Annotated in this window: 17 protein-coding genes and 1 pseudogene; 14 read left to right on the plus strand and 4 right to left on the minus strand. The window is 69.0% G+C overall.

The features are described from left to right. The first annotated feature begins 55 nt into the window (after positions 1–55). Entirely contained in the window at positions 56–1309 is a 1254-nt protein-coding gene (locus J2X21_RS21315) for a glycerophosphodiester phosphodiesterase family protein (RefSeq protein ID WP_310331983.1), read from the plus strand. A gap of 6 nt (positions 1310–1315) precedes the next feature. On the opposite strand, the gene J2X21_RS21320 is transcribed toward J2X21_RS21315, so the two are convergent. Continuing rightward, positions 1316–2758 (minus strand): CotH kinase family protein, encoded by a 1443-nt coding sequence (locus J2X21_RS21320; RefSeq protein WP_310331984.1) that lies wholly within the window; start codon positions 2756–2758, stop codon positions 1316–1318. 179 nt (positions 2759–2937) lie between these two features. Between J2X21_RS21320 and J2X21_RS21325 the strand changes: the two are divergent. The 3 genes and pseudogenes from J2X21_RS21325 to J2X21_RS21335 form a co-directional block, all read left to right on the plus strand. Beyond that, positions 2938–3180: pseudogene (locus tag J2X21_RS21325) on the plus strand (alpha/beta hydrolase family protein); the annotation flags it as partial. A gap of 194 nt (positions 3181–3374) precedes the next feature. Continuing rightward, positions 3375–3689 carry a quaternary ammonium compound efflux SMR transporter SugE gene (gene sugE / locus J2X21_RS21330; RefSeq protein ID WP_310331986.1) on the plus strand — a complete coding sequence of 105 codons (315 nt, stop codon included), beginning with the start codon at positions 3375–3377 and terminating at the stop codon, positions 3687–3689. Between the two features lie 120 nt (positions 3690–3809). Then, positions 3810–4466, plus strand: a complete 657-nt coding sequence (locus J2X21_RS21335; protein ID WP_310331988.1) for a hypothetical protein — start codon at positions 3810–3812, stop codon at positions 4464–4466. Between the two features lies 1 nt (position 4467). Here the strand turns inward: J2X21_RS21335 and J2X21_RS21340 are convergent, their stop codons facing one another. Together J2X21_RS21340 and exaC are read right to left on the minus strand one after the other, a co-directional pair. Further along, positions 4468–4845: a DUF779 domain-containing protein gene (locus J2X21_RS21340; protein WP_310331989.1), complete on the minus strand. Its 378-nt coding sequence runs from the start codon at positions 4843–4845 to the stop codon at positions 4468–4470. Positions 4846–5011: 166 nt separating this feature from the next. After that, positions 5012–6535 (minus strand): acetaldehyde dehydrogenase ExaC, encoded by a 1524-nt coding sequence (gene exaC / locus J2X21_RS21345; protein ID WP_310331991.1) that lies wholly within the window; start codon positions 6533–6535, stop codon positions 5012–5014. Between the two features lie 286 nt (positions 6536–6821). Here exaC and J2X21_RS21350 point away from each other — a divergent pair, with 286 nt between their 5' ends. The 7 genes from J2X21_RS21350 (at position 6822) to J2X21_RS21380 (ending at position 15679) form a co-directional block, all read left to right on the plus strand. Next, the gene (locus tag J2X21_RS21350) at positions 6822–8711 is read left to right on the plus strand and encodes a sigma-54-dependent Fis family transcriptional regulator (RefSeq protein ID WP_310331992.1); all 1890 of its coding nucleotides are present in this window, start codon (positions 6822–6824) and stop codon (positions 8709–8711) included. Positions 8712–8804: 93 nt separating this feature from the next. Then, positions 8805–9116 (plus strand): DUF1330 domain-containing protein, encoded by a 312-nt coding sequence (locus tag J2X21_RS21355; RefSeq protein ID WP_310331994.1) that lies wholly within the window; start codon positions 8805–8807, stop codon positions 9114–9116. A 19-nt stretch (positions 9117–9135) separates the two neighbouring features. Next, positions 9136–9444, plus strand: coding sequence for an HNH endonuclease (locus J2X21_RS21360; protein ID WP_310331995.1), 309 nt, complete (start codon positions 9136–9138; stop codon positions 9442–9444). Between the two features lie 162 nt (positions 9445–9606). Then, positions 9607–10887, plus strand: coding sequence for a phospholipase D-like domain-containing protein (locus J2X21_RS21365; protein ID WP_310331997.1), 1281 nt, complete (start codon positions 9607–9609; stop codon positions 10885–10887). A 62-nt stretch (positions 10888–10949) separates the two neighbouring features. Next, the gene (locus tag J2X21_RS21370; RefSeq protein WP_310331999.1) at positions 10950–12836 is read left to right on the plus strand and encodes a M3 family oligoendopeptidase; all 1887 of its coding nucleotides are present in this window, start codon (positions 10950–10952) and stop codon (positions 12834–12836) included. A 36-nt stretch (positions 12837–12872) separates the two neighbouring features. Continuing rightward, positions 12873–14984, plus strand: a complete 2112-nt coding sequence (locus J2X21_RS21375; protein WP_310332000.1) for a TonB-dependent receptor family protein — start codon at positions 12873–12875, stop codon at positions 14982–14984. 89 nt (positions 14985–15073) lie between these two features. Next, positions 15074–15679 (plus strand): hypothetical protein, encoded by a 606-nt coding sequence (locus tag J2X21_RS21380; RefSeq protein WP_310332002.1) that lies wholly within the window; start codon positions 15074–15076, stop codon positions 15677–15679. A 239-nt stretch (positions 15680–15918) separates the two neighbouring features. Here the strand turns inward: J2X21_RS21380 and J2X21_RS21385 are convergent, their stop codons facing one another. After that, positions 15919–18486, minus strand: a complete 2568-nt coding sequence (locus J2X21_RS21385) for a cellulase family glycosylhydrolase (protein WP_310332003.1) — start codon at positions 18484–18486, stop codon at positions 15919–15921. A 212-nt stretch (positions 18487–18698) separates the two neighbouring features. On the opposite strand from J2X21_RS21385, the gene J2X21_RS21390 reads away from it, so the two are divergent. The 3 genes from J2X21_RS21390 (at position 18699) to J2X21_RS21400 (ending at position 21837) form a co-directional block, all read left to right on the plus strand. Next, positions 18699–19523, plus strand: a complete 825-nt coding sequence (locus J2X21_RS21390) for a DUF5694 domain-containing protein (RefSeq protein WP_310332005.1) — start codon at positions 18699–18701, stop codon at positions 19521–19523. A gap of 109 nt (positions 19524–19632) precedes the next feature. Then, entirely contained in the window at positions 19633–20313 is a 681-nt protein-coding gene (trhA, locus tag J2X21_RS21395; protein ID WP_310332007.1) for a PAQR family membrane homeostasis protein TrhA, read from the plus strand. Positions 20314–20532: 219 nt separating this feature from the next. Further along, the gene (locus J2X21_RS21400; RefSeq protein WP_310332009.1) at positions 20533–21837 is read left to right on the plus strand and encodes an MFS transporter; all 1305 of its coding nucleotides are present in this window, start codon (positions 20533–20535) and stop codon (positions 21835–21837) included. The last annotated feature ends 195 nt before the right edge of the window (positions 21838–22032 follow it).

Below are 22032 nucleotides of genomic sequence, written 5' to 3' on the forward strand. Positions count from 1 at the left end.
GGCGGCTTCATGCCGCCTGCCTAGCCTGCGCGGTTTCCATTCACCGGAGACCGCCATGCGCCGCTTCGCCAACCGCCTTGCCCTGCTGGTGCTGGGCATCGCCGCCCTGCCCACCTTCGCCCACGACCACAACGATCGAGGTGCGGGCAGCGTGCAGCTGGGCCCGCGCCCCTTCTTCCTGGCCGATGACATGGCCGACGGCGCGCTGAAGCGCAAGCTGCAGCAATGCGCGGCCCGCCGCGACGAATTCAAGCCCACGCTGTTCTCCATCGGCCACCGCGGCGCGCCGCTGCTGTTCCCGGAGCACACGCGCGAGAGCTATGTGGCCGCCGCGCGCAGCGGCGCCGGCATCGTCGAGTGCGACGTGACCTTCACGAAGGACAAGGAGCTGGTCTGCCGCCACGCGCAGAACGACCTGCACACGACCACCAACATCCTCGCGACGCCGCTGGCCTCGAAATGCGTCACGCCGTTCACGCCGGCTCAGTTCGACGCGGCCGGCACGCTGGTCGCCCCGGCCGCCGCCGAGTGCCGCACGAGCGAGCTGACGCTGGCCGAGTTCAAGACGCTGCGCGGCAAGATGGACGCGTTCAACCCGCGCGCCCGCACGGTGGCCGAGTACATGGCCGGCACGGCGAACTGGCGCACGGACCTGCACGCCGGCCCCACCAGCGGCACGCTGCTGACGCTGAAGGAGGCCATCGCGCTGTTCAAGCAGCTGGACGTGAAGATGACGCCCGAGCTGAAGTCGCCCAGCGTGGCCATGCCGTTCAACGGCTTCACGCAGGCCGCCTATGCGCAGAAGCTCATCGACGAGCACAAGGCCGCCGGCGTGCCGGCGCGCGACGTGTGGCCGCAGAGCTTCGACATCAACGACGTGCTGTACTGGGTCAAGAACGAGCCCAGCTGGGGCCGCCAGGCGGTCTACCTGGACGACGCCAACGTCGTGGCCGACCTGCCCACCGCCGCCGACCTGAAGGCCTACCGCGCCGCCGGCATCCGCATCGTCGCGCCGCCGCTGTTCGCGCTGCTGACGGCAGACACCAGCGGCAACATCCTGCCGTCGCAATACGCCCGCAACGCCAAGGCCGCCGGGTTGGACATCATCACGTGGACGCTGGAGCGCAGCGGCATCCTGGCCGACGGTGGCAACGGCTTCTACTTCCAGACCTTCGACACCGCGATCAAGCGCGAGGGCGATGTCTACCGCGTGCTGGACGTGCTGGCCGAGCAGATCGGCGTGCTGGGCGTGTTCTCGGACTGGCCGGCCACGACCAGCTTCTACGCGAACTGCACCGGCCAGAAATAGCCCGCGCTACTTGCTCAGCTCGGCGTCCATCCAGGCGAGGCGCTCGCGCTGCCAGCGCAGCATCTCCTTGACCTCGCCGTCGTAGCTGCCCGCAACGACGCGGGTGTACCAGGTGGTCCAGTCGAAGATGGGCCATTTCACGAAGTTCTTCTGCTGGCCCGTGGCCATCCAGGTGGCACGGGCCTCGGCGTATTTCAGGATCTGCTCGAACTTGCCCTCGGCCTTCAGCGCCAACCAGCGCGATTTGACCTTGGCGGCAAAGGCCGGGTCCTCGAACAGCCGGGCGAACCACGGGTACTGGCGCAGATGCCAGCCGGAGGTCTTGTCCACGCCGCTGTAGCCGGCGTTGCCGAAGCCGAGGTCGAAATCCCAGATCGGCCCGAAGTGCAGCTTGCCATCGCGCTTCTTGGCCATGAAGAAGCTGCCAGCCGCGCTGTCGACGTTCTTGGCGAACTCGTTGATCAGCCAGTAGTCGATGACCGAGTCGACGTCCAGGTACTTGGCGTAGCCGGTGGCAGGGTCCTTGAAGCCCTCGCCGAACAGCGCGGCTTCCGCATCGGCGAAGAACTTCTCCAGGTAGGCCCGCTGCGCCGCCCACTCGGGCTTCAGCATGTCTTCGGGCTCCTTCACGCAGAAGGGAGCGCTGCGCGTGGAGTCAACACAGTACTGGGCCTCGCGATCGGTATTGACACCGTTCACGCAGAACGACTCGTACGAGTTGAGCGGATCCTTGCAGTAGTCCCGGTGCATGCGGAAGTCCACCTCGATGAGGTAGCCGCCGCTGATCCTGTCGGCGGCCGTGTCGGTGGCTTTCAGCTCCGGGATGTCCACGCGGTCCTTGGCGATGCGGATGTGCTCGGCCAACTGATAGAGGCCGCGGTACTCGCCGTTCAGCATCAGCTCGACGAACTGGTCGCGCACCGTGTAGGGCAGCCCCAACTGCCGGCTCAGCGTGAACGCCATGTCGTTGCGCACCAGCGTCTTGTCAGCGTAGTTGGCCAGCAGCACCCAGTGCCGGCTGGCCGGCATGCCGGCCAGCGGCGTCGCGGTGGTCAGCTTGATGCGGTACGGCTTCTTGGGCCAGCCCCAGGTGGAGTTGCCGCGGCCGCGGATCTCCAGCGTCCCGTCGGACGCTGCGACGCCCGCACCGGACAGCTTGAACGTGCCCTTCACATAGTCCTCGCGGTTGGCGATGGGCGCGGCGTTGGTGGTGTTGATCTCCAGCTGCGCAAAGGCCTGCGCCGTGCCGGTCGGGATCCAGGCGGGCGCCGCGGGCGGCGGTGCGGGTGCAGGAGTCGGCGCTGGGGCTGGGGCTGGGGCCGGCGCGGGTGCCGATACCGGCGGTGGCACGGGCGCGCCTCCGCCATCTGCACCACCTCCTCCACCGCCACAGCCGGCAGCCAACACACCGGCGGCGGCAGCCGTCAGCCAGGGAATGTTCCTCGTCATTCACGTCTCCTGCGAGCCGCTCTCGGGGGCGGCAATGCGGGCGGCAGTCTAGGCAGCAAGCGGCCGGGCGTGGTTTCCAACGGGGTACGGCGGTGGCGCGAAGCGACAGGAGAAGAATTCACATTGGATAGCGCTATCTTTTATCCCATAATCCGCGCCGCCCAAAGAACGAATCCTCACCCGTGCACCAGGCGGCGCGCATCAACGCGCCGCTGCTGCTGCCCTATGGCGCGGAAGACCTGCGCGTGCCCAAGGACCACGGCCGCAGCCTGCGCGACGCGATGACCAAGGCCGGCAACGCGCCCGAGTACGTCGAGTACGAAAACGAGGGCCACGGCTGGCAGCAGATGAGCGCGCGGCTGGACTTTGCCAAGCGCGTGGAGACCTTCCTGGGCAAGCACCTGCAGCCGGCAGCACCTTGAGGTGGCCTGCGGCGCGACTGTCGCGTCGCAACCACCCATGCCGCGCTGTGGCATGCGCCCCACGCGAGCCGCCACTGCCTAAACTTCGCCTGCGCTTCCATCAAAGAAGCCGCCGGCCGGGACGACTCGGCCCGCATGCCACCCCGCCGGGACGACCCGGACACCACGCGCACCACGCGCCAAGGAGTCGGGCCATGGCATGGCTGCTTCTCGTCATCGCCGGCTTGTTCGAAGTCGGCTGGGCCATAGGCCTTAAATACACCGAAGGTTTCTCGCGGCTGTGGCCCAGCGTGGCCACGGCGGGCGCCATGATCGTCAGCATCGCGCTGCTGGGCCTGGCGATGCGCTCGCTGCCGCTGGGCACCGCCTACGCGGTCTGGACCGGCATAGGCGCCGTGGGCACGGTGGTGCTGGGCATGCTGCTGTTCAACGAACCGGCCACCGTCGCGCGACTGACCTGCGTGGCGCTCATCGTGGCCGGCATCGCGGGACTGAAGCTGACCGCCTGACCCCGCGGTCCCCACACCGGTACCCGCGCCGCCCTCCATCTGCGGGGCGCCCCCAAGTGTTTGGGGTGGGCGGCGCCCGCGCTCGCGCCGCCCAATGGGGCTCCTCATTGGGAGCCCCTCATGCGCCGAATCCTTGTCGCCCTTGCCCTGTCCGCCTTCGGCCTGGCCCAGGCCGCCACGGTGTCCGTCTATACCAGCCTGGCCAGCTGGGAAGCCGCCATCAGTGGCCCGGCGCAGCTGCAGGACTTCTCCGGCTACGCCAACGACACCCCACTGGCCGGCGTGGCCGTGTTGCCGGGCCTCACGCTGAGCAGCAACATCGACGGACCGTTGCACGTGTTCGGCGCCAACAAGACAGCGTCGGCCTTCGGCACCACGCGCGCGACGGGCACCGCGTATTTCGAGGGCCAGTACGCGCTGCCCTTCTTGGCTGCGGCGCTGGACATCACCAGCTTCGAGTCCGAGCCTGGCAACCCCAGCACGGCCGTCGATCAGGGCGTGCTGACGTTCTGGTTCAGCGATGGCACGTCACAGGACATCCTGTTGTCCGGCAACCCCGGGCTGCCCGTGCCACTCGTCTTCGCCGGCGTGATTTCGGACCACGCCATCACCAGGTTCCGCTGGACCGAGGCCCACGAGGCCAGCGGCGGCAACGAGGAGACCGCCCTGGACAACTTCCGGGTCGCCATGCGCGCCAGCGAGCTGCCGCTGCCCGGCTCGCTGCCGCTGGCGCTGTTGGCCCTGGGCGTGCTGCCGCTGGCGCGCCGTCGGCGCTGATTCAGGCGGGGCCGATGGCCGCCACACGCGGCACCTCCTCGTCCGTCCAGAGCCGGAAATGCGCGACGAAGTGCTGCCCCGACCCATCCTCCAGCCCGAAGCTGCCGCTGTTGCCGGGCGCCACGTCCAGCGTCATCTGCAGGCCGGCCAGGTAGTCGCATTGCGACTGGCTGGCGTAGACGGGCACGCCATCCACCCGGCCCAGCAGGCGGTCGTCGTCGGCCAGCTTCAACTCGTGCACGGCAAAGCACATGGGCGCGCTGCCGGCGCAGCAGCCGTGCGATTGGTAGAACAGCAGCTCGCCATGCAGGCGGCGCAGCAGCGCAATCAGCGCGCGGGCCGCGTCACTGGCCTGCACGCGGGGAATGGAATCAGACATCGCGGCCTCCATGAGAAAAGGCGGGCCGAGCGCCGAGCCGCCCCAAGCCGGCCCGCGCTGGCGATGTGCTTGGCAGTCAACCCGCCAAGCATCGCCGTCCCCTCGGGGGACCTACCAGACTCGCACGCGTTCAGCGATGCGAGTCTGGGCGAGGGGTAGCGTTGCTTCAGAAGAAACCCAGTGCGTTCGGGCTGTAGCTGACCAGCAGATTCTTGGTCTGCTGGTAGTGGTCGAGCATGGCCTTGTGGGTCTCGCGGCCGATGCCGGACTCCTTGTAGCCACCGAAGGCGGCATGCGCCGGGTAGGCGTGATAGCAATTGGTCCACACACGGCCGGCCTGGATGCCGCGGCCCAGGCGGTAGGCGCGGCTGCCGTCGCGGCTCCACACGCCGGCGCCCAAGCCATAGGGCGTGTCGTTGGCGATGGCCAGCGCCTCGGCCTCGGTCTTGAAGGTGGTCACGGCCAGCACCGGGCCGAAGATCTCCTCGCGGAAGATGCGCATGTTGTTGTGGCCCTGGAACAGCGTGGGCTGGATGTAGTAGCCGCCGGCCAGGTCGCCGCCCAGCTGCGCGCGCTCGCCGCCGATCAGCACCTTGGCGCCCTCTTCCTTGCCCAGCGCCAGGTAGGTCTGGATCTTGTCCATCTGCATGGACGAGGCCTGCGCGCCCATCATGGTGTCGGTGTCCAGCGGATTGCCCTGCTTGATGGCGGCGACGCGCTTCACGGCGCGTTCCATGAACCTGTCGAAGATGGATTCCTGGATCAGCGCGCGGCTGGGGCAGGTGCAGACCTCGCCCTGGTTGAACGCGAACAGCACCAGGCCCTCGATGGCCTTGTCGAGGAAGGCGTCGTCCTCGGCCATCACGTCCTCGAAGAACAGGTTGGGGCTCTTGCCGCCCAGCTCCAGCGTGGCCGGAATCAGGTTGCTGGCCGCCGCCTGCGCGATGACCTTGCCGGTGGCCGTGGAGCCGGTGAACGCGATCTTGGCGATGCGCTTGCTGTTGGCCAGCGGCATGCCGGCCTCGCGGCCAAAGCCGTTGACGATGTTCAGCACGCCGGGCGGCAGCAGGTCGGCGATCAGCTCCGTCAGGATGAGCAGGCTGATGGGCGTGCTCTCGGCCGGCTTGAGCACGACGCAGTTGCCGGCGCCCAGCGCCGGCGCCAGCTTCCAGGCCGCCATCAGGATGGGGAAGTTCCACGGAATGATCTGCCCCACGACGCCCAGCGGCTCGTGGAAGTGGTACGCGATGGTGTTGTGGTCGATCTCGCTGAGCGCGCCTTCCTGCGCGCGCACGCAGCCGGCGAAGTAGCGGAAGTGGTCCACCGCCAGCGGGATGTCGGCGTTCAGCGTCTCGCGGATGGGCTTGCCGTTGTCCACCGTCTCGGCATAGGCCAGCAGCTCCAGGTTCTGCTCGATGCGGTCGGCAATCTGCAGCAGCAGGTTGGCCCGCGCGGCCGGCGGCACGGCGGCCCAGCCGGCGGCGGCGGCGTGCGCCGCGTCCAGCGCGCGCTCGATGTCGGCGGCGCCGGAGCGCGCGGCCTGCGTGTAGACCTTGCCGTTGATCGGCGAGATGACGTCGAAGTACTGCCCCTCCACCGGCGGTTGGAACTTGCCGCCGATGAAGTTGTCGTAGCGGGGCTTGTAGGCAATCTTGGCGCCGGCTTGGCCGGGGGCGGCGTAAACGGTCATGGCGATGTCTCCGGTGTTGTCTGCCCGAGGGCACCTGCCACCGGGTCGGCCCAGCCATCGCACGCACCGTGCCAGCGCCGGTTTCGTCTGCCAGCGCTGCCCCTGTGGCACAAAACGGCCCGATACCCGCGGCGCCGCCGTGCCGCCATGCCACACCTGTCCCGAAATGGCACACCCTGATGTGAAACACCCGTCCCGCGGTCCATCCGCTTGACGGGCTGCGCCGTCAGCGTAGCGTCCGCCAAACCCATCAAGCTCTGCCCCCAAAAGAGCCACGGAGACACGCATGCCCACCGCGCCCACCCCGCTGCGCACCGCCCGCCGGCAATGGCTGGAGCAAGGCCAGGTCGAGAACGGCCTGATCCCCGAGACCCTGCGTGCCAGCTGGGCCCGCTGCCGTGCCTTCGGGCTGGAGCCGCTGGGCCGGCCGCAGGGCGCGCCGCATGCCAGCGCCGCCCAGCTGGCACGGGCGCTGGAGCACCGCCACAGCCTCGTGGCCCATGCCAAGCCGGTGATGGCCTTCCTCAACGAGCAGGTGCAGGGCAGCGACAGCCTCGTGCTCCTGGCCGACGCGCACGGCCTGCTGCTACACGCCGCCGGCGACGCGCCCTTCGCCGACCGCGCCGCCCGCGTCGCGCTGCGGCCCGGCGCGCTGTGGAGCGAGCAATGGCGCGGCACCAACGCCATCGGCACCGCGCTGGCCGAGGGCAGCCCGGTGGTCGTGCATGGCGGCGAGCACTACCTGGACCGCAACGGCTTCCTCACCTGCGCCGCCGCGCCCATCGCCGACCCCGCCGGCCAGCTGCTGGGCGTGCTGGACATCTCCGGCGACCGCCGCGGCTACCACCGCCACACGCTGGGCCTGGCGCGCAGCGGCGCCCGCATGATCGAGCACCAGCTGTTCGAGGCCCGCCACGGCGCCGGTCTGCGCCTGCGCCTGCACGCACAGCGCGAAGGCCTGGACAGCGTCACTGAAGGCCTGCTCGCGCTCGGCGAGGACGGCTGGGTCATCGGCGCCAACACCGCCGCGCTGGAACTGCTGGGCCTGACGCGCCGCGACATCGGCGCCACCACCGTGGAGCGCCTGTTCGGCCTCGACCTGCCCGCGCTTATGGCCGGCGGCAGCGCGCCACGCCCGCTGCGGCGCGACGGCGGCGCCCCGCCGCTGTGGCTGCGCCTGGAGCCCGGTCGCACGCTGCGCCACGCCCGGCCCGCGGCCGACACCGCCTGGCGCCCCGTGGACGCACTGGCCGCGCTGGACACCGGCGACGCCGCGCTGCGCGCCACGCTGGACCGCGCCCGCCGCGTGCTGGACAAGCCGGCCATCCCGCTGCTGCTCACCGGCGAGACCGGCACGGGCAAGGACGTGCTGGCCCGCGCCCTCCACGCCAGCAGCGCGCGGCGCAGCGAGCCGTTTGTCGCCGTCAACTGCGCGGCGCTGCCCGAGGCGCTGATCGAGGCCGAACTGTTCGGCTACCGCCCCGGCGCCTACACCGGCGCCAGCCGCCACGGCGCCCCGGGTCGCATCCGCGAAGCCCACGGCGGCACGCTGTTCCTGGACGAGATCGGCGACATGCCGCTGGCGATGCAGGCCCGGCTGCTGCGCGTACTGGAGGAGCGCAGCGTCACGCCGCTGGGCGGCGGCGCGGCGGTGGCGGTGGACATCCGGCTCATCTGCGCCAGCCACCGGCAGTTGAAGGACGAGGTGGCGGCGGGGCGGTTCCGGGAGGATTTGTACTACCGTCTCAACGGCCTGACGCTGCCGCTGCCGCCGCTGCGGGAGCGGACGGACCTGGCGGCGCTGGCGGCCCGGCTGCTGAAGGCGGAGGCGCCGGAGCGGGCGTTGCGCGTGGACGAGGAGGTGATGGCGGCGTTTTCTCGGTATCGGTGGCCGGGGAATGTGCGGCAGCTGGCGAATGTGGTGAGAACGGGGGTGGCGCTGCTCGACCCGGGCGAGTGCGTCATCACGCTGGCGCTGCTGCCGGACGAACTGCAAACGGACCCGGACGTCACGCCGCCGGCGCCCGCGGCCAGCACCGAGCCGGCAGGCAATCTGCGCCAACTGGCTGATGCGCGCGTCCGCGAGACGCTGGCAGCGGTAGACGGCAACCGGTCCGAGGCCGCGCGGCGGCTGGGGGTCAGCCGGAGCACGCTGTACAGGTGGCTGGGCGCCTAGCGCTGGCATGAGCCTGCCGGCAACAACGCCTGCTGCCAACGACCGTGCGCCGATGCGCTACAACGCCGGCCTGCCTCATCTGCTCAATCCACCATGCCCAAAGCCTACTGGATCGCCCGCGTCGACGTGACCGACATCGACACCTACAAGCTCTACGTCCAGCGCAACGACGCGGTGTTCGCCAAGTTCGGCGGCCGGTTCCTCGTGCGCGCGGGGCAGTTCGAGAACCCCGAGGGCAGCAGCCGCGGCCGCAACGTGGTGATCGAGTTCCCGAGCTACGAAGTGGCGCTGGCCTGCTACCGCTCCCCCGAGTACGCGCCGCAGATCGCGCTGCGCCAGTCGGCCGCCGAGGCGGACGTGGTCATCGTGGAGGGCTACGACGGCCCGCAGCCTGGCACGCAGTGAGCGCCGCCGCCCCGCGGCCATGCCTGCCCCGCCCGACGCCACGCCGCTGATCTGCCCGCTGTGCGAGCGGCCCATCCCGCCCGCGCAGCGCGACGCCCACCATTTGGTGCCCAAGAGCCGCGGCGGGCGACACACGGAGTTCCTGCACCGGGTCTGCCACCGGCAGGTCCATGCGCTGCTGACGGAGACCGAGCTGGCCAGGCAGTACGCCACGGTGGACGCGCTGCTGGCACATCCGCAGATCCGGGCCTTCGTGGACTGGGTGAAGACCAAACCGGACGACTTCTTCGTGCCCACGCGCAAGAGCGCGCGGCTGCGGCGGCGCTGACGGATCGCCTTTAGAGCGCCAACGGCACGGCATGGCCCCCGGTGACGCGGCGCCCACCTACGCCGCAACCCGGGCGCGCTGCCTAGCATCACGGTGGCGGGCCGGCAGGGGGTAGCGCGGCGCGCGCAGCAACCGGCCCGTCAGCACACCATGAAAGCGTCCATGCCTTCCCCTTCCACCTGGGTCGTGATCCTCTCGACCGTCGCGGCGACCCTGCTGGTCGTGCTGCTGTTCCAGAATTTCGCGACGGCCGAGAAGAAGATCGACGAGAAGCTGCCCAAGCTCTACGAGACGGACGACGCCGAGTTCCGCCGCTCGCTGAGCGCGCTGCTGGGGCCGCCGCTGGTGGAGGGCAACCAGGTGGAGACGCTGCTGAACGGCGACCAGATCTTTCCGTCCATGCTGGCGGCCATCCGCTCGGCGCAGCACACGATCAACTTCGAGACCTACATCTACTGGTCGGGCAGCATCGGCCGCGAGTTCGTCGACGCGCTGACCGAGCGCGCCCGCGCCGGCGTGAAGGTCAACGTGCTGCTCGACTGGGTCGGCAGCATGAAGATGGACACCGCGCTGCTGGACGAAATGAAGGCCGCCGGGGTGGCCTGCGAGCGCTTCCACGAGCCGCGCTTCTCGCACTGGGGCCGGCTGAACAACCGCACGCACCGCAAGCTGCTGGTGGTGGACGGTCGTGTCGGCTTCACCGGCGGCGTGGGCATCGCGGACCAGTGGCGCGGCAATGCGCGCCACCCCGGCGAGTGGCGCGACACGCACTACCGCGTGGCCGGGCCGGTGGTGGGGCAGATGCAGTCGGTCTTCCTGGACAACTGGATGCGCGCGACCGGCGAGGTGCTGCATGGCGAGGCCTACTTCCCGGCGTTGCAGCCGGTGGGGCCGTACACGGCGCAGATGTTCAGCAGCTCGCCCAGCGGCGGCAGCGAGAGCATGCACCTGATGTACCTGCTGTCGATCACGGCGGCGCGCAAGAGCATCGACCTGGCCAACTCGTACTTCGTGCCGGACGAGCTGACCATACGCACGCTGATCGACGCCGCGCGCCGCGGCGTGAAGGTGCGCATCCTGACGCCCAGCGGCCACATCGACTCCGAGACGGTGCGCAAGGCCTCGCGCAGCACCTGGGGCCCGATGCTGGAGGCGGGCATCGAGTTCGCCGAGTACCAGCCGACGATGTTCCATGTGAAGGGCCTGGTGGTGGACGGCGTGTTCTCGTCGGTGGGCTCCACCAACTTCGACAACCGCTCGTTCCGGCTCAACGACGAGGCCAACCTGAACGTGATGAACGCCGACTTCAGCCGCGAGCAGCAGGCGGTATTCGAGGCCGACTGGGCGCGCGCCCAGCGCATCACGCTGCAGCAATGGCGCGACCGCCCGCTGTCCGAGCGCTTCTGGGAGCTGCTGGCGCGCCTGCTGCGCACCCAGCTCTGAGCTGCGGCCGGCGCTCGCGCTAATCTCGCAGGTTCCCTGACTCCGTTGCGCCTCGCCCACCCATGACGACCCGCCCGACCCTGATTGCCGCGCTGCTGGCCACCGCCTGCGCAGCCTTTGGTACGACCTTCGCCCACGCCCAGGCCACCGCAACCCCGGCCGCGGCGCCCGATGCCCGCTACGTGTGGGACCTGAGTCCGCTGTTCGCCACCGACGCCGCCTGGGACGCCGAGCGCCAGGCCATCCAGCAGGTCCTGCCCAGCCTGCAGGCGCTGCGCGGCAACTTCGGCCGCGACGCCACCAGCCTGCGCCAGGCGCTGGACACGCTGTCCACCTGGCGCGAGCGCTATGTGCGCGTGGCCGTGTACGCCAGCGCCATGGCCTCCACCGACAACCGTGACGCCCGCAACCAGGAGCGCCAGTCGCTGCTGCGCTCGCTGGGCGGCCAGTGGGGCAGCGCGCTGAGCTGGGTGGACAGCGAGATCCGCCAGATCGGCGAGGCCAAGCTGAATGCCTGGCTGGCCGCCGAACCGGGCCTGAAGAAGCACGAGAAGCGCCTGCGCGACGTGCAGCGCCTGGCCGCCCACCAGCTCACGCCCGAGGCCGAGGCCGCCGTCGCCGCCTTCGGCCCGGTGATGGGCGCGGCCACCAACGCGCGCACGCTGCTGACCACCGTGGATGCCGAGTGGCCCACCATCGAGGTGGACGGCAAAGCCGAGAAGCTCAACGACATCGGCTACACCCGGCTGCGCGCCCACCCGGACCGCGCCGTGCGCGAGCAGGTCTTCCAGCGCTTCTTCGGCGCCTACGGCCGGCTGGAGAACACGCTGGGAAGCCTGCTGGCCCAGCGCGTGGAAACGGGCGTCGTCAACGCGCGGCTGCGCGGCTACCCGTCGGCCGTGGCGGCCAGCCTGGCGGACAACGACATCCCCGAGTCGGTCTACCGTACGCTGGTGGCCGAGACGAACAAGGGCCTGCCCACGCTGCACCGCTACCTGAAGCTGCGCCAGCGCCTGCTGGGCCTGCCGGACCTGGCCTACCACGACCTCTACCCCGACCTGGTCAAGAGCGAGCGCCGCTACACGCCGGAGGAATCGGGCGAGCTGACCGTGGCTGCCACCGCGCCGCTGGGCACGGACTACCAGCGCCGGCTGCGCGAGGCACTGGGCGCGAAGACGATGCACGTCTTCCCCGCGCCGGGCAAGTCGTCGGGCGCCTACCAGAGCGGCGTCTACGGCATGACGCCGCTGGTGTTCCTGAACCACCAGGGCACGTTCGACAGCCTCAGCACCTTCGCCCACGAATGGGGCCATGGCATGCACACCGTGCTGGCCAATGCGACCCAGCCGTTCGAGACGGCGGGCTACCCGCTGTTCCTGGCCGAGATCGCGTCGTTCAGCAACGAGCTGCTGCTGCAGCGCCACCTGCTGGACCGCGCCAGGACCAAGGAGGAGCGGCTGTACCTGCTGACCGAGGCGGTGGAGCGGCTGCGCGGCTCGTACTTCCGCCAGACCATGTTCGCCGAGTTCGAGCTGGCCACGCACGACGCGCTGCAGCGCGGCGAGCCGCTGACCGGCAAGCGCATGACGCAGCTCTACTGCGGCCTGCTGCGCAAGTACCACGGCGCGGACCAGGGCGTCATGAAGGTCGACCCGGTGGTGTGCAGCGAGTGGGCCTTCGTGCCGCACTTCCACCGGCCGTTCTACGTCTACCAGTACGCCACCTCGATGGCCGGCGCCGCCTACTTCACCGAGCAGATCCTGCACAAGAAGCCCGGCATGCCGGAGACCTACCTGTCGGTGCTGCGCTCGGGCGGCAGCGTGCATCCGGTGCCGCGGCTGCGCACGGCCGGGCTGGACATGGACTCCCCCGCGCCCTACCAGGCGCTGGTGCGCCACATGGACCGGCTGCTCGACGAGATCGAGAAGCTGCTGGCCCAGAAGGCCTGAGCGGCCCCGTCCGTCGGCGCAACACCCCCCCGCCCCATGACCCCACCCCACTGGATCGCCCGGCGTCACGCCCTTGCGCTGGCGGCGGCCATGACCGCCGCCGCGCATGCCGCACCCACCGTGCTGGAGCCCGTGGTCGTCACGGCCACGCGCACCGAGGCCGCGCCGTTCGACGTGCCCGCCTCCATCACGCGCATTGACGGCGACGAACTGCGCGCCGGCCGCGCCCAGGTCAACCTGTCGGAAGGCCTGGGCGGCGTGCCGGGCCTGCTGGCGCGCGACCGCCAGAACTACGCACAGGACGTGCAGATCTCCGTGCGCGGCTTCGGCGCGCGCGCCAGCTTCGGCATCCGCGGCGTGCGCCTGTACGTGGACGACATCCCCGCCACGCTGCCCGACGGCCAGGGCCAGATCACCAACGTCGAGATCGGCACGGTGGGCCGCGTGGAGGTGTTGCGCGGGCCGTTCTCGGCGCTGTATGGCAACTCGTCGGGCGGCATCATCAGCATCTACTCCCAAACCCCCAGCGGCCCGCCGCGCGTGGAGGCCGGCGTCGCGTTCGGCAGCGACGGCATGCGCCGCACCGCGGCGTCGGCCAGCGGCAGCACGGGCACCATCGGCTACACGCTGGGCGCCAGCCGCTTCGAGACCGACGGCTACCGCCAGCACAGCCGCACCGAGCGCCGCCTCGCCAATGCGCGGCTGAACTTCAAGCTGGGCAGCGACACGCAGCTCACCGTCATCGCCAACAGCGTGGACCTGCCCGAGGCGCAGGACCCGCTGGGCCTGACCCGCGCGCAATGGCAGGCCGACCCGCGCGGCGTGGACCCCGGCGCGCTGAGCTTCGACACCCGCAAGACGATGAAGCAGCAGCAGGGCGGCCTGGTGCTGGAGCACGGCATCGACGCCGCCAACACGCTGCGCGCGATGGTCTACCGCGGCCACCGCACGACGATGCAGTTCCAGTCCATCCCGGTGGCCACGCAGGCCAACGCGCTGCACCCCGGCGGCGTCATCGACCTGACGCGCGACTACCAGGGCGCCGACCTGCGCTGGCGCTGGAAGGGCGAGACCACCAGCGTGGTTGCCGGCATCGCGGCCGACGAGCTGAGCGAGCACCGCATGGGCCGGCAGAACTTCATCGGCACGACGCTGGGCGTGGAGGGCGCGCTGCGCCGCGACGAGCGCAACCGCGTCAGCAACGCCGACCCCTATCTGCAGGCCGAATGGCGGCCCACGCCCGCCTGGCTGCTCAGCGCCGGCGTGCGCCGCAGCGACGTGAAGTTCCGCTCGACCGATGCCTACATCACGCGCACCAACCCCGACGACAGCGGCTCGGCCAGCTACTCGGCCACGCTACCGGTGCTGGGCGTCAGCTACGCGGTGGACGAGCGGCTGCGCGTGTACGCCACCGCCGGCCGCGGCTTCGAGACGCCCACGCTGAACGAACTGGCCTACCGCGCCAGCGGCGCCACCGGCATGAACTTCGCGCTGCAGGCCTCGTTGAGCCGCAGCGTCGAGGCGGGCCTCAAGGCCCGGCCCTGGGACGGCGGCGAGCTGACGCTGGCGCTGTTCCAGACCGGCACGAAGAACGAGATCGTCACGCAGACCAATGTGGGCGGCCGCTCCACCTTCCAGAACGCCGGCGCCACGCGCCGCCGCGGTCTGGAGGCGTCGGGCCAGTTCCAGCTCGCGCCCACGCTGCAGGCGCAGCTTGCCGCCACCTGGCTGGACGCGCGCTACCGCGACGGCTTCGTGACCTGCACCGCCACGCCCTGCGCGGCGGCCAGCACGCCCATTGCCGCCGGCAACCGCATCCCCGGCATCGCGCGGACCTCGCTGTTCGGCGCACTGACCTGGCAGCCCATGGGCGGCTGGCGCATCGGCGCCGAGGCGCGGGCGCTCTCCAAGGTCTACGTCAACGACCTGAACAACGACGCCGCACCCGGCTACGCGACGCTGGCGGCCCACGTGGGCTACCAGGTCAGCGTGGGTCCCTGGGACCTGGGCGCACTGCTGCGCGTGGACAACCTGGCGGACCGGCGCTATGCGGGGTCGGTCATCGTCAATGACGGGAATGGGCGGTTCTTTGAGCCGGCGCCGGGGAGGGCGTGGGTGGTGGGGGGGAACGCGAGCTACCGGTTCTGAAAGAGGTGGATTTCAGGTCTGATGCCGATCCGTGCATAGCCGGGTTAGACATAAGAGCCATGACATGCACCGATTCTTACGATGACTGAATGAGCAAACCTGAGACAACGGCAACCAAGCAAACACGTTCCGAGCGAGTTGCCCACTGGAACAACGTATTTGTGAAAGAGTTTGGGAGGGAGTCTGATCGAGCTGCAGTCATCGTTGCCGCTTCAATATTTGACTCCTCGCTCGACAGTCTTTTGCGCCAATACTTGGTGCCGTGCTCGTCGTCGAATGACGACCTTTTCGACGGCACTAACGCGCCACTCTCGACTTTCAGCGCAAAGATTGCGATGGCGCACCGGCTCGGACTAATTACTACAAAGTTCTGTCGCAACCTCCACCTCATACGACGCATTCGCAATGAATTTGCACACAACATTCATGGAGGCTCGTTTGAAGACACTGCCGTTAAGGCCCGCGTTCGAGAACTAAATAAGGGGCAGATCTACGAAGAGCCAGACTCGGACATTCGGCGAGACCTTCCTCCAGGCCCGCGCGGTGACTTCCTTTGCGTCTGCCTATGGATGCTCTGGTGTCTTAGTGCGATCACGGAGAAGACACGGCCATTGTCTGAACCCGATCTGGAGTTCGGTTTTGTCTTCACAACAAAGGATGCAGGCACTTCCGACAGCAAGAACAAAGCCGACTAGGCTTGTTTAGCGCTCCAGTGTTTCGGGGTCCGGCCTCAAGTCCCGACCCTTGAGGCAACCGCACGGCCTATGCCTGCCGCCACTCCACCTGTTGCATGGCCTGGTCTCGAGGAGCGTTGAAGTCCGCATCCTCGGGGCCTTCTATTTCGTCAACCCCGACTGCGGCAATGCGTGAAGATGTGGACTCGGCTGCAGTCTGGCGGAGGCGGTGGAGTATCTGCGCGAGCCGACAGTAGTACTCACTGCGTCTTCACAGTCAGCCAGTTCAGATTCCACTCCTTCCCCACCGACTTCAACCGCAACGTGTGATTCCCCGCCGTCATCGCAAACGGCGCACTGGTCTGCGTGACCCAGGTCTGCCAGCCGCCGGTGTTGGGCACGGCCATCGCGTCCAACACCTTCGCGCCGTCCACCCAGACCTCGAAGCCCGTGCTGCCGTTGGCGGTGGCCAGGCGGTAGTCGAGGGTGAAGTTGCCGGCGGTGGCGACGCTGATCTTGAACTCGATGTAGTCGTCGGGGTCGAAGTGGCCCACGTTCTGGCCGCCGCCGGTGTCGCTGGTGTTCTCCAGCTGGATGCCGCTCATCGCGGTGAAGGCCTCGGCCTGCAGCGTGGCGGGCACGGGCACGTGCTTCAGCGTGGTGCTGGCGGCGTCGCTGTAGAAGCTCTCGTTGGCGGCCGTGAGCGCCGTCACCACGTAGTAGTAGGTGCTGCCGCTGGCGGCGCTGGCGTCGTTGTATGAGGGCGTGGCGACTTTGTCGGCGAGCTTGGCGTAGCTGCCCGCCGCGCTGGTGGCGCGGTAGACGTTGTAGCCCGTGACCTTGGCGTCGGTGCTGGCGGTCCAGCTGAGCGCATTGCCGCCGGCGCCTTCCGCCAGCTTCAGGCCGGCGGGCCGTTCGGGCAGCTGGAACACCTCCGGCGCCGTGGCGCTGACCAGCCACTGGGCCAGGCCCGTATGCGGCTCCAGCGCCTGCGTGGCGTAGCTCTTGAACAGCGTCTCGATCTCGGCGACGGTGGCGGTGGTGAAGTCCACCTTGCCGTTCATGTCGATGACGTCCTTGCCCGGCACCGGCGGCTTGTCCAGCAGGTACATCTCGGCCCAGGTGTTGGCGCTGCCGTTGTCCTTGAACACGCCGCTCAGCGTGTAGGTCTTGCCGCCCTGCAGCGTGATGGCCTGGTAGACGCCGCCGTTGATCTCGCCGGTGACTCCGGCCGGGCGCGTCACGCGCAGCACGGCGCCTTCGCTGCCGGTGGGCGCCTTGCCGGCGGTGGTGTCGTTGAAGTCGAGGCTCAGCGCGCCGCTGATGGTCAGCGCGGTCCAGCCCGTGCTGGAGCCGAAGCCGCCGTTGCTGATGACCTCGGCGTTGCTGGCGGTGTCGACGATGCTGATCTTGTCGAACGTCACGTCGGGGTTGCTGCCGCCCACCGCGCCGCTCTTGATGACGAACCAGTAGGTCTTGGGGCCGGTGCCGCCGACCTTGATGGCTGGCGCCTTGACCGCGCAGGCGTTGGCGAACGTGGAGTTCCAGCCGGCGCAGTCCCAGGTGCTGGCCTTGGTGACCATGCCCACGCCGGTGTCGAAGTTGGTGTTGGGCGCGTTGGTCACCAGCCCCCAGGTGCCCTTGCCCGAGCCGCCGGCAGGGCTGGTCACCTTGTACGACCAGCTCGTGGAAGCCCAGCCGTAGCCGGCGAAGGTGTCGTAGGTGGCGCGGCCGATCTGGCCGCCCAGGTCCAGGCCGGCGCCCTGCCAGGGCTGGAACTCGCCCACCAGCAGCGGGATCTTCAGGTCGCTGACCTGCTTGTTGTAGGCACACACGCCCGTGCTGCCGGTGGGGCCGCAGCGCAGCCAGTCGCGGTGGACCATGTAGGCGGTGTCGCCCGGCCGGTCGCCGAACAGGCCCGGGTAGGGGTGGATCTCGAACGCGACGTTGGTGAAGCCCTTGGCGGTCGGGTTGCCGTAGCCGTCGATGCTGCCGTAGTGGCTGGGCAGCAGCACGATGTGCTGGGTGTCGATGGCGCGTATGGTCTTGTAGAGTTCCTCCACGCGCGTGACCATGGCCTCCGAGGTCGAGCCCCAGGGCTCGTTGAGCGGGTCGTAGGCCGCCACCACCGGTTCGTCCTTGTACTTGGTGGCGATCTGCTGCCACAGCCACTTGGTGCGCTCCTGCGCGTCGGTGTCGGTCCAGTACTTGTTCTGGCCGGCGCAGCCGGTGTGGTCGTTGGGCGTCTGGCCGCCATGGGCGCCGTGCAGGTCCAGGATCACGTAGATGCCGCGCTTCTTCGCCTCGGCAATGCTCCAGTCCAGGTACTTCCAGGCGTCGGCGCGCAGTGTCTTGGGCTTCTTCTCGTCCTCGATGACGCTCCACAGGATGGGCAGGCGCACGACGTTGAATCCGAAGGCCTTGAGCTGGTCCCAGTCGCGCTCGGTCATCCAGCTGTCGCGGAACAACTTGATCAGGCGCTCCTTCTCGTCGTAGCCGAAGCGCTCGGTCAGCTTGGCCTCCAGCGTGCACTGGTCGGTCACGCCATTGCCGCCCTGGCCCATCATCCAGAACTCCTGAACGAGCCAGTTGCCGAGGTTGGTGCCCTTCAGCAGCACCTGCTTGCCGCTGGCGTCCACCCATTTGGTGCCGTCGGTCTTCAGCAGCGTGAGGCCTTGCGGCGCGGGCGTGGGAGGCGTCGGCGCCGGGTCCGATCCGCCGCCCGAGCCACCACCGCAACCGGCCAGCAGCGCCACGCCCAGCAGGCTTCCCACCAAGGCGCCGCGCAGCGCTCCGCCAGCGTCCTTCGCGCTCCGTCGTTGATCCACGTCTGTCTCCGTTGTTTGATTGGAATCGGTTCCAATTCAGTATCCAGGACAGCCGCGGCACATGTCAACTTCCTGAATCCGCGGGGTTGTGTCGGCGCGTTTTCAAGCGCGCTCGCGGCCTGTGCCCGCCGCCGTGCAGCCTGTCGCATCGCTCGCGCGGCCGCGTGCCGGGTTCAGCAGCATGGCGCCTTCCCAACGACAAGGAGACGCCGATGCAACGCATCGCAATGACGATGAAAGCGAGCGCGGCCGCGCTGCTGCTGGCCGCCACCGCCGCCCATGCCGCCCCACCCAAGGACGCTGCCGGCGTGCAGGTGGTGGTGCTCGGGACGTATCACTTCGGCAACCCCGGCAGCGACATCGTCAACACGAAGGTAGACGATGTGCTTCAACCGCACCGGCAGGTCGAGCTGGAAGCGCTGACCGCCAAGCTCGCGCGCTTTGCGCCCACCAAGGTGATGGTCGAGCGCGACGGCGACAAGCACGAAGGCCAGCGCCTGCCCGCCTACGACGCCTGGCGTGCCGGCGGCCGGCGCGACGTGCGCAACGAGGTCGAGCAGGTCGGCTACCGCCTGGCCGCCGCGATGAAGCACGAGGCCGTCTACGGCATCGATGCCGACGGCGATTTCCCGTTCGAGGCGGTGCAGACCTGGGCAAAGAAGAACGGCGCCGAGGCGCAGCTGAACGCGCAACTGGACGAGCTGAAGCAGCGCAGCAAGGCCGACGAGCAGGCGCAGTACACGCGCACCATCATGCAGACGCTGGCCGCGTTCAACGACCCGGCGCGCATCCTGCACGACCACCAGTTCAACACCCGCCTGCTGCGCATGGGCCGCGGCGCCGACCAACCCGGCGCCGAGCTGCTGGGCCAATGGACGCTGCGCAACGCACGCTCCTGCGGGCGCATGGTGCAGTTGGCGAAGCCGGGCGACCGCATCCTCGTGCTGTTCGGCGCCGGGCACAGCCATCTGCTGCGGCAGTGCGTGCGGGAGCAACCGGGCTGGACGCTGGTGGAGGCGGTCGACTACCTGCGCTGAAGCGCACAGACGCTGGCGTTGCCTTCTCGCCCACCCCTCAAACCTTGGGTGGCGTCGCCGCGCCAGAGTGCCATGCTGGCGCCATCTGTCCTGCAGTACGGAGGCAGCCATGATCCGCGCCACCATCGCCGCTCCAGCCGTCGACCGCGACCAGACGCTGGGCGAGGAGATTGCCAACGCCGTCAGCCACGGCCTGGGCGTGTTGCTGGCGGTCGCGGCGCTACCCATTCTGGTGACGCGCGCGCTGGCCGTGGGCCGGGAAGTCGACGTGGCGGGCGCCACAGTCTATGCGGCCACGATGATCCTGCTGTACGGCACCTCCACGCTGTACCACGCGCTGCCGCGCAGCCTGTGGCATGGCCGTGCCAAGGCCTGGCTGCTGCGGCTGGACCATGCGGCCATCTACCTTTTCATCGCCGGCAGCTACACGCCGTTCACGCTGGGCGTGCTGGACACGGGCCCGGGCCCGACGCTGCTGATCGCCGTCTGGGCCGCGGCCGCGCTGGGCGTGGCCATCAAGCTGCTGAACCGGCTGCGCCAGCCGCTGGTGTCCACGCTGATCTACCTGGCCATGGGCTGGGCGGTGGTGACGGTCGTGGGCCCGCTGGTGGAGCGCATGCATGCCGCCGGCCTGGCGCTGCTGGTGGCGGGCGGCCTGAGCTACACGCTGGGCGCCTTCGTCTTCCTGCTGGACAACCGGCTGCACTACGCCCACTTCGTCTGGCACCTGTTCGTGCTGGGCGGCAGCACCTGCCACTTCTTCGCCGCACTTTGGTACGCCTACGGCTGAAATCGGCGGCCGCTTCCGCCCTGGCGTAACCCCGGGCGAGCCACAGGCGGTTTCACCCCTAGCATGCCTGCGCACTCGCCGAAACCGCCTGGCGGCAGTGCGGCAATGCTGTTCATGGGGCACTCAGCCCTGGCGACATGACAACGGTGTCATATCGATAACCCGCCTGCTCCGATACATCAGGACAGCCTCCGAAAAGTTCCACCCTGTTTCACGCGCATGAGCACCACAAGCACGCCCCGAATCCGCAACCCCTGGTCCTGGGTGCCGTCGTCCTACCTGGCCGAAGGCATCCCGTTCGCGATGGTCATCTGGGTGGCCGGCACGATGTTCAAGGACCTGGGCCACAGCGACGGCGAGATCACGCTGGCCACGGCCAGCATCGGCATCGCGTGGTCGCTGAAGCCGCTGTGGGCCGCTTTCCTGGACATGTTCAAGACGAAGAAGTTCTTCGTGCTCTGGATGGAAGTGATCATGGCGCTGCTGCTGTGCGGCATTGCCGTGGCCCTGCCGCTGCCCAACTACTTCCAGATCACCATCGCCGTGCTGTGGGTGATGGCGTTTGCGTCGGCGACGCAGGACATCTGCGTGGACGGGGTCTACATCACCGCGCTGGATGCGAAAGGGCAGGCCAGGTACATCGGCGTGCAGGGCGTGTTCTGGAACGTCGGGCGGCTGTTCGGCACGGCCCTGGTGGTGTGGTTCGCAGGCTCGCTGAAAGAAGACCATCGCCTCAGCAGCACGGAAGCCTGGCAATGGGCGATGGGCCTGTCGGCCGCGACGATGGCGCTGCTGGCGGTGTACCACCGCTTCATGCTGCCCACGGGCAGCGTGGGCGACCGGCCGGTCAGCGTCAGCGCGGCCTTCGGCAACTTCTGGGAAGCCATCGTCGACTTCTTCAAGAAGGACAGCATCTGGGGCATGCTGATGTTCGTCTTCCTGTACCGCAGCTCCGAAGGCCTGCTGCTGCAGTTGGCGCCGCTGTTCCTGCAGGCCCCGGTCGAGGCGGGCGGCGTGGGCCTGTCGTTGAAGGACAAGGGTCTGATCGACGGCACCATCGCCACGGTGGTGAGCCTGTCGGCGGGCCTGCTGGGCGGCATGTTCCTGTCCAGGTACGGCCTGAACCGCCGCACCCTGGTGTTCATGGCGCTGTGCCTGAACATCCCGCACCTGTGCTTCGTCGTGCTGTCGCAGCTGGCGGGGCCGGGCCACACGCTGTCGTTCTGGACGGTGGCGACGCTGGTGACCGTGGAGAAGTTCGGCTACAGCTTCGGCTTCGTGGCCAACATGCTGTACATGATGCAGCAGATCTCCCCGGGCCGGTTCCACATGACGCACTACGCGTTCGCGAACTCCATCATGAACCTGACGCTGGTGCCCACGCAGATGATCTCGGGCCCGCTGGCCGATGCGGTGGGCTACAAGACCTACTTCATCATCGTCATGTTCGCGGCCATCCCGTCGGTACTGGGCGCCATGTTCGCGCCCTTCCCGCGCAAGCCGGACAACGACCATCCGCACTGAGCCGCACCCTCTTTGACGCGGTTGCCGTGACCGATGTCCGCCGCCGGGCAGGCCCATTGCCAGCACCGGCAGCGGCGCCTGCGGGCCGGACGGTACAATTGCCCCGATAGATTCGCCCAAGACCGTTCTCCCAGGTCTTCTCGGCAGCCCCGCCGGCCATCCTCTGGCCTCGTCTCGCGAGCGGCGCGCCACAGC

The organism is Roseateles asaccharophilus, from assembly GCF_031458115.1.
In the GTDB taxonomy this organism is placed as follows: Bacteria; Pseudomonadota; Gammaproteobacteria; order Burkholderiales; family Burkholderiaceae_C; genus Pelomonas; species Pelomonas asaccharophilus_A.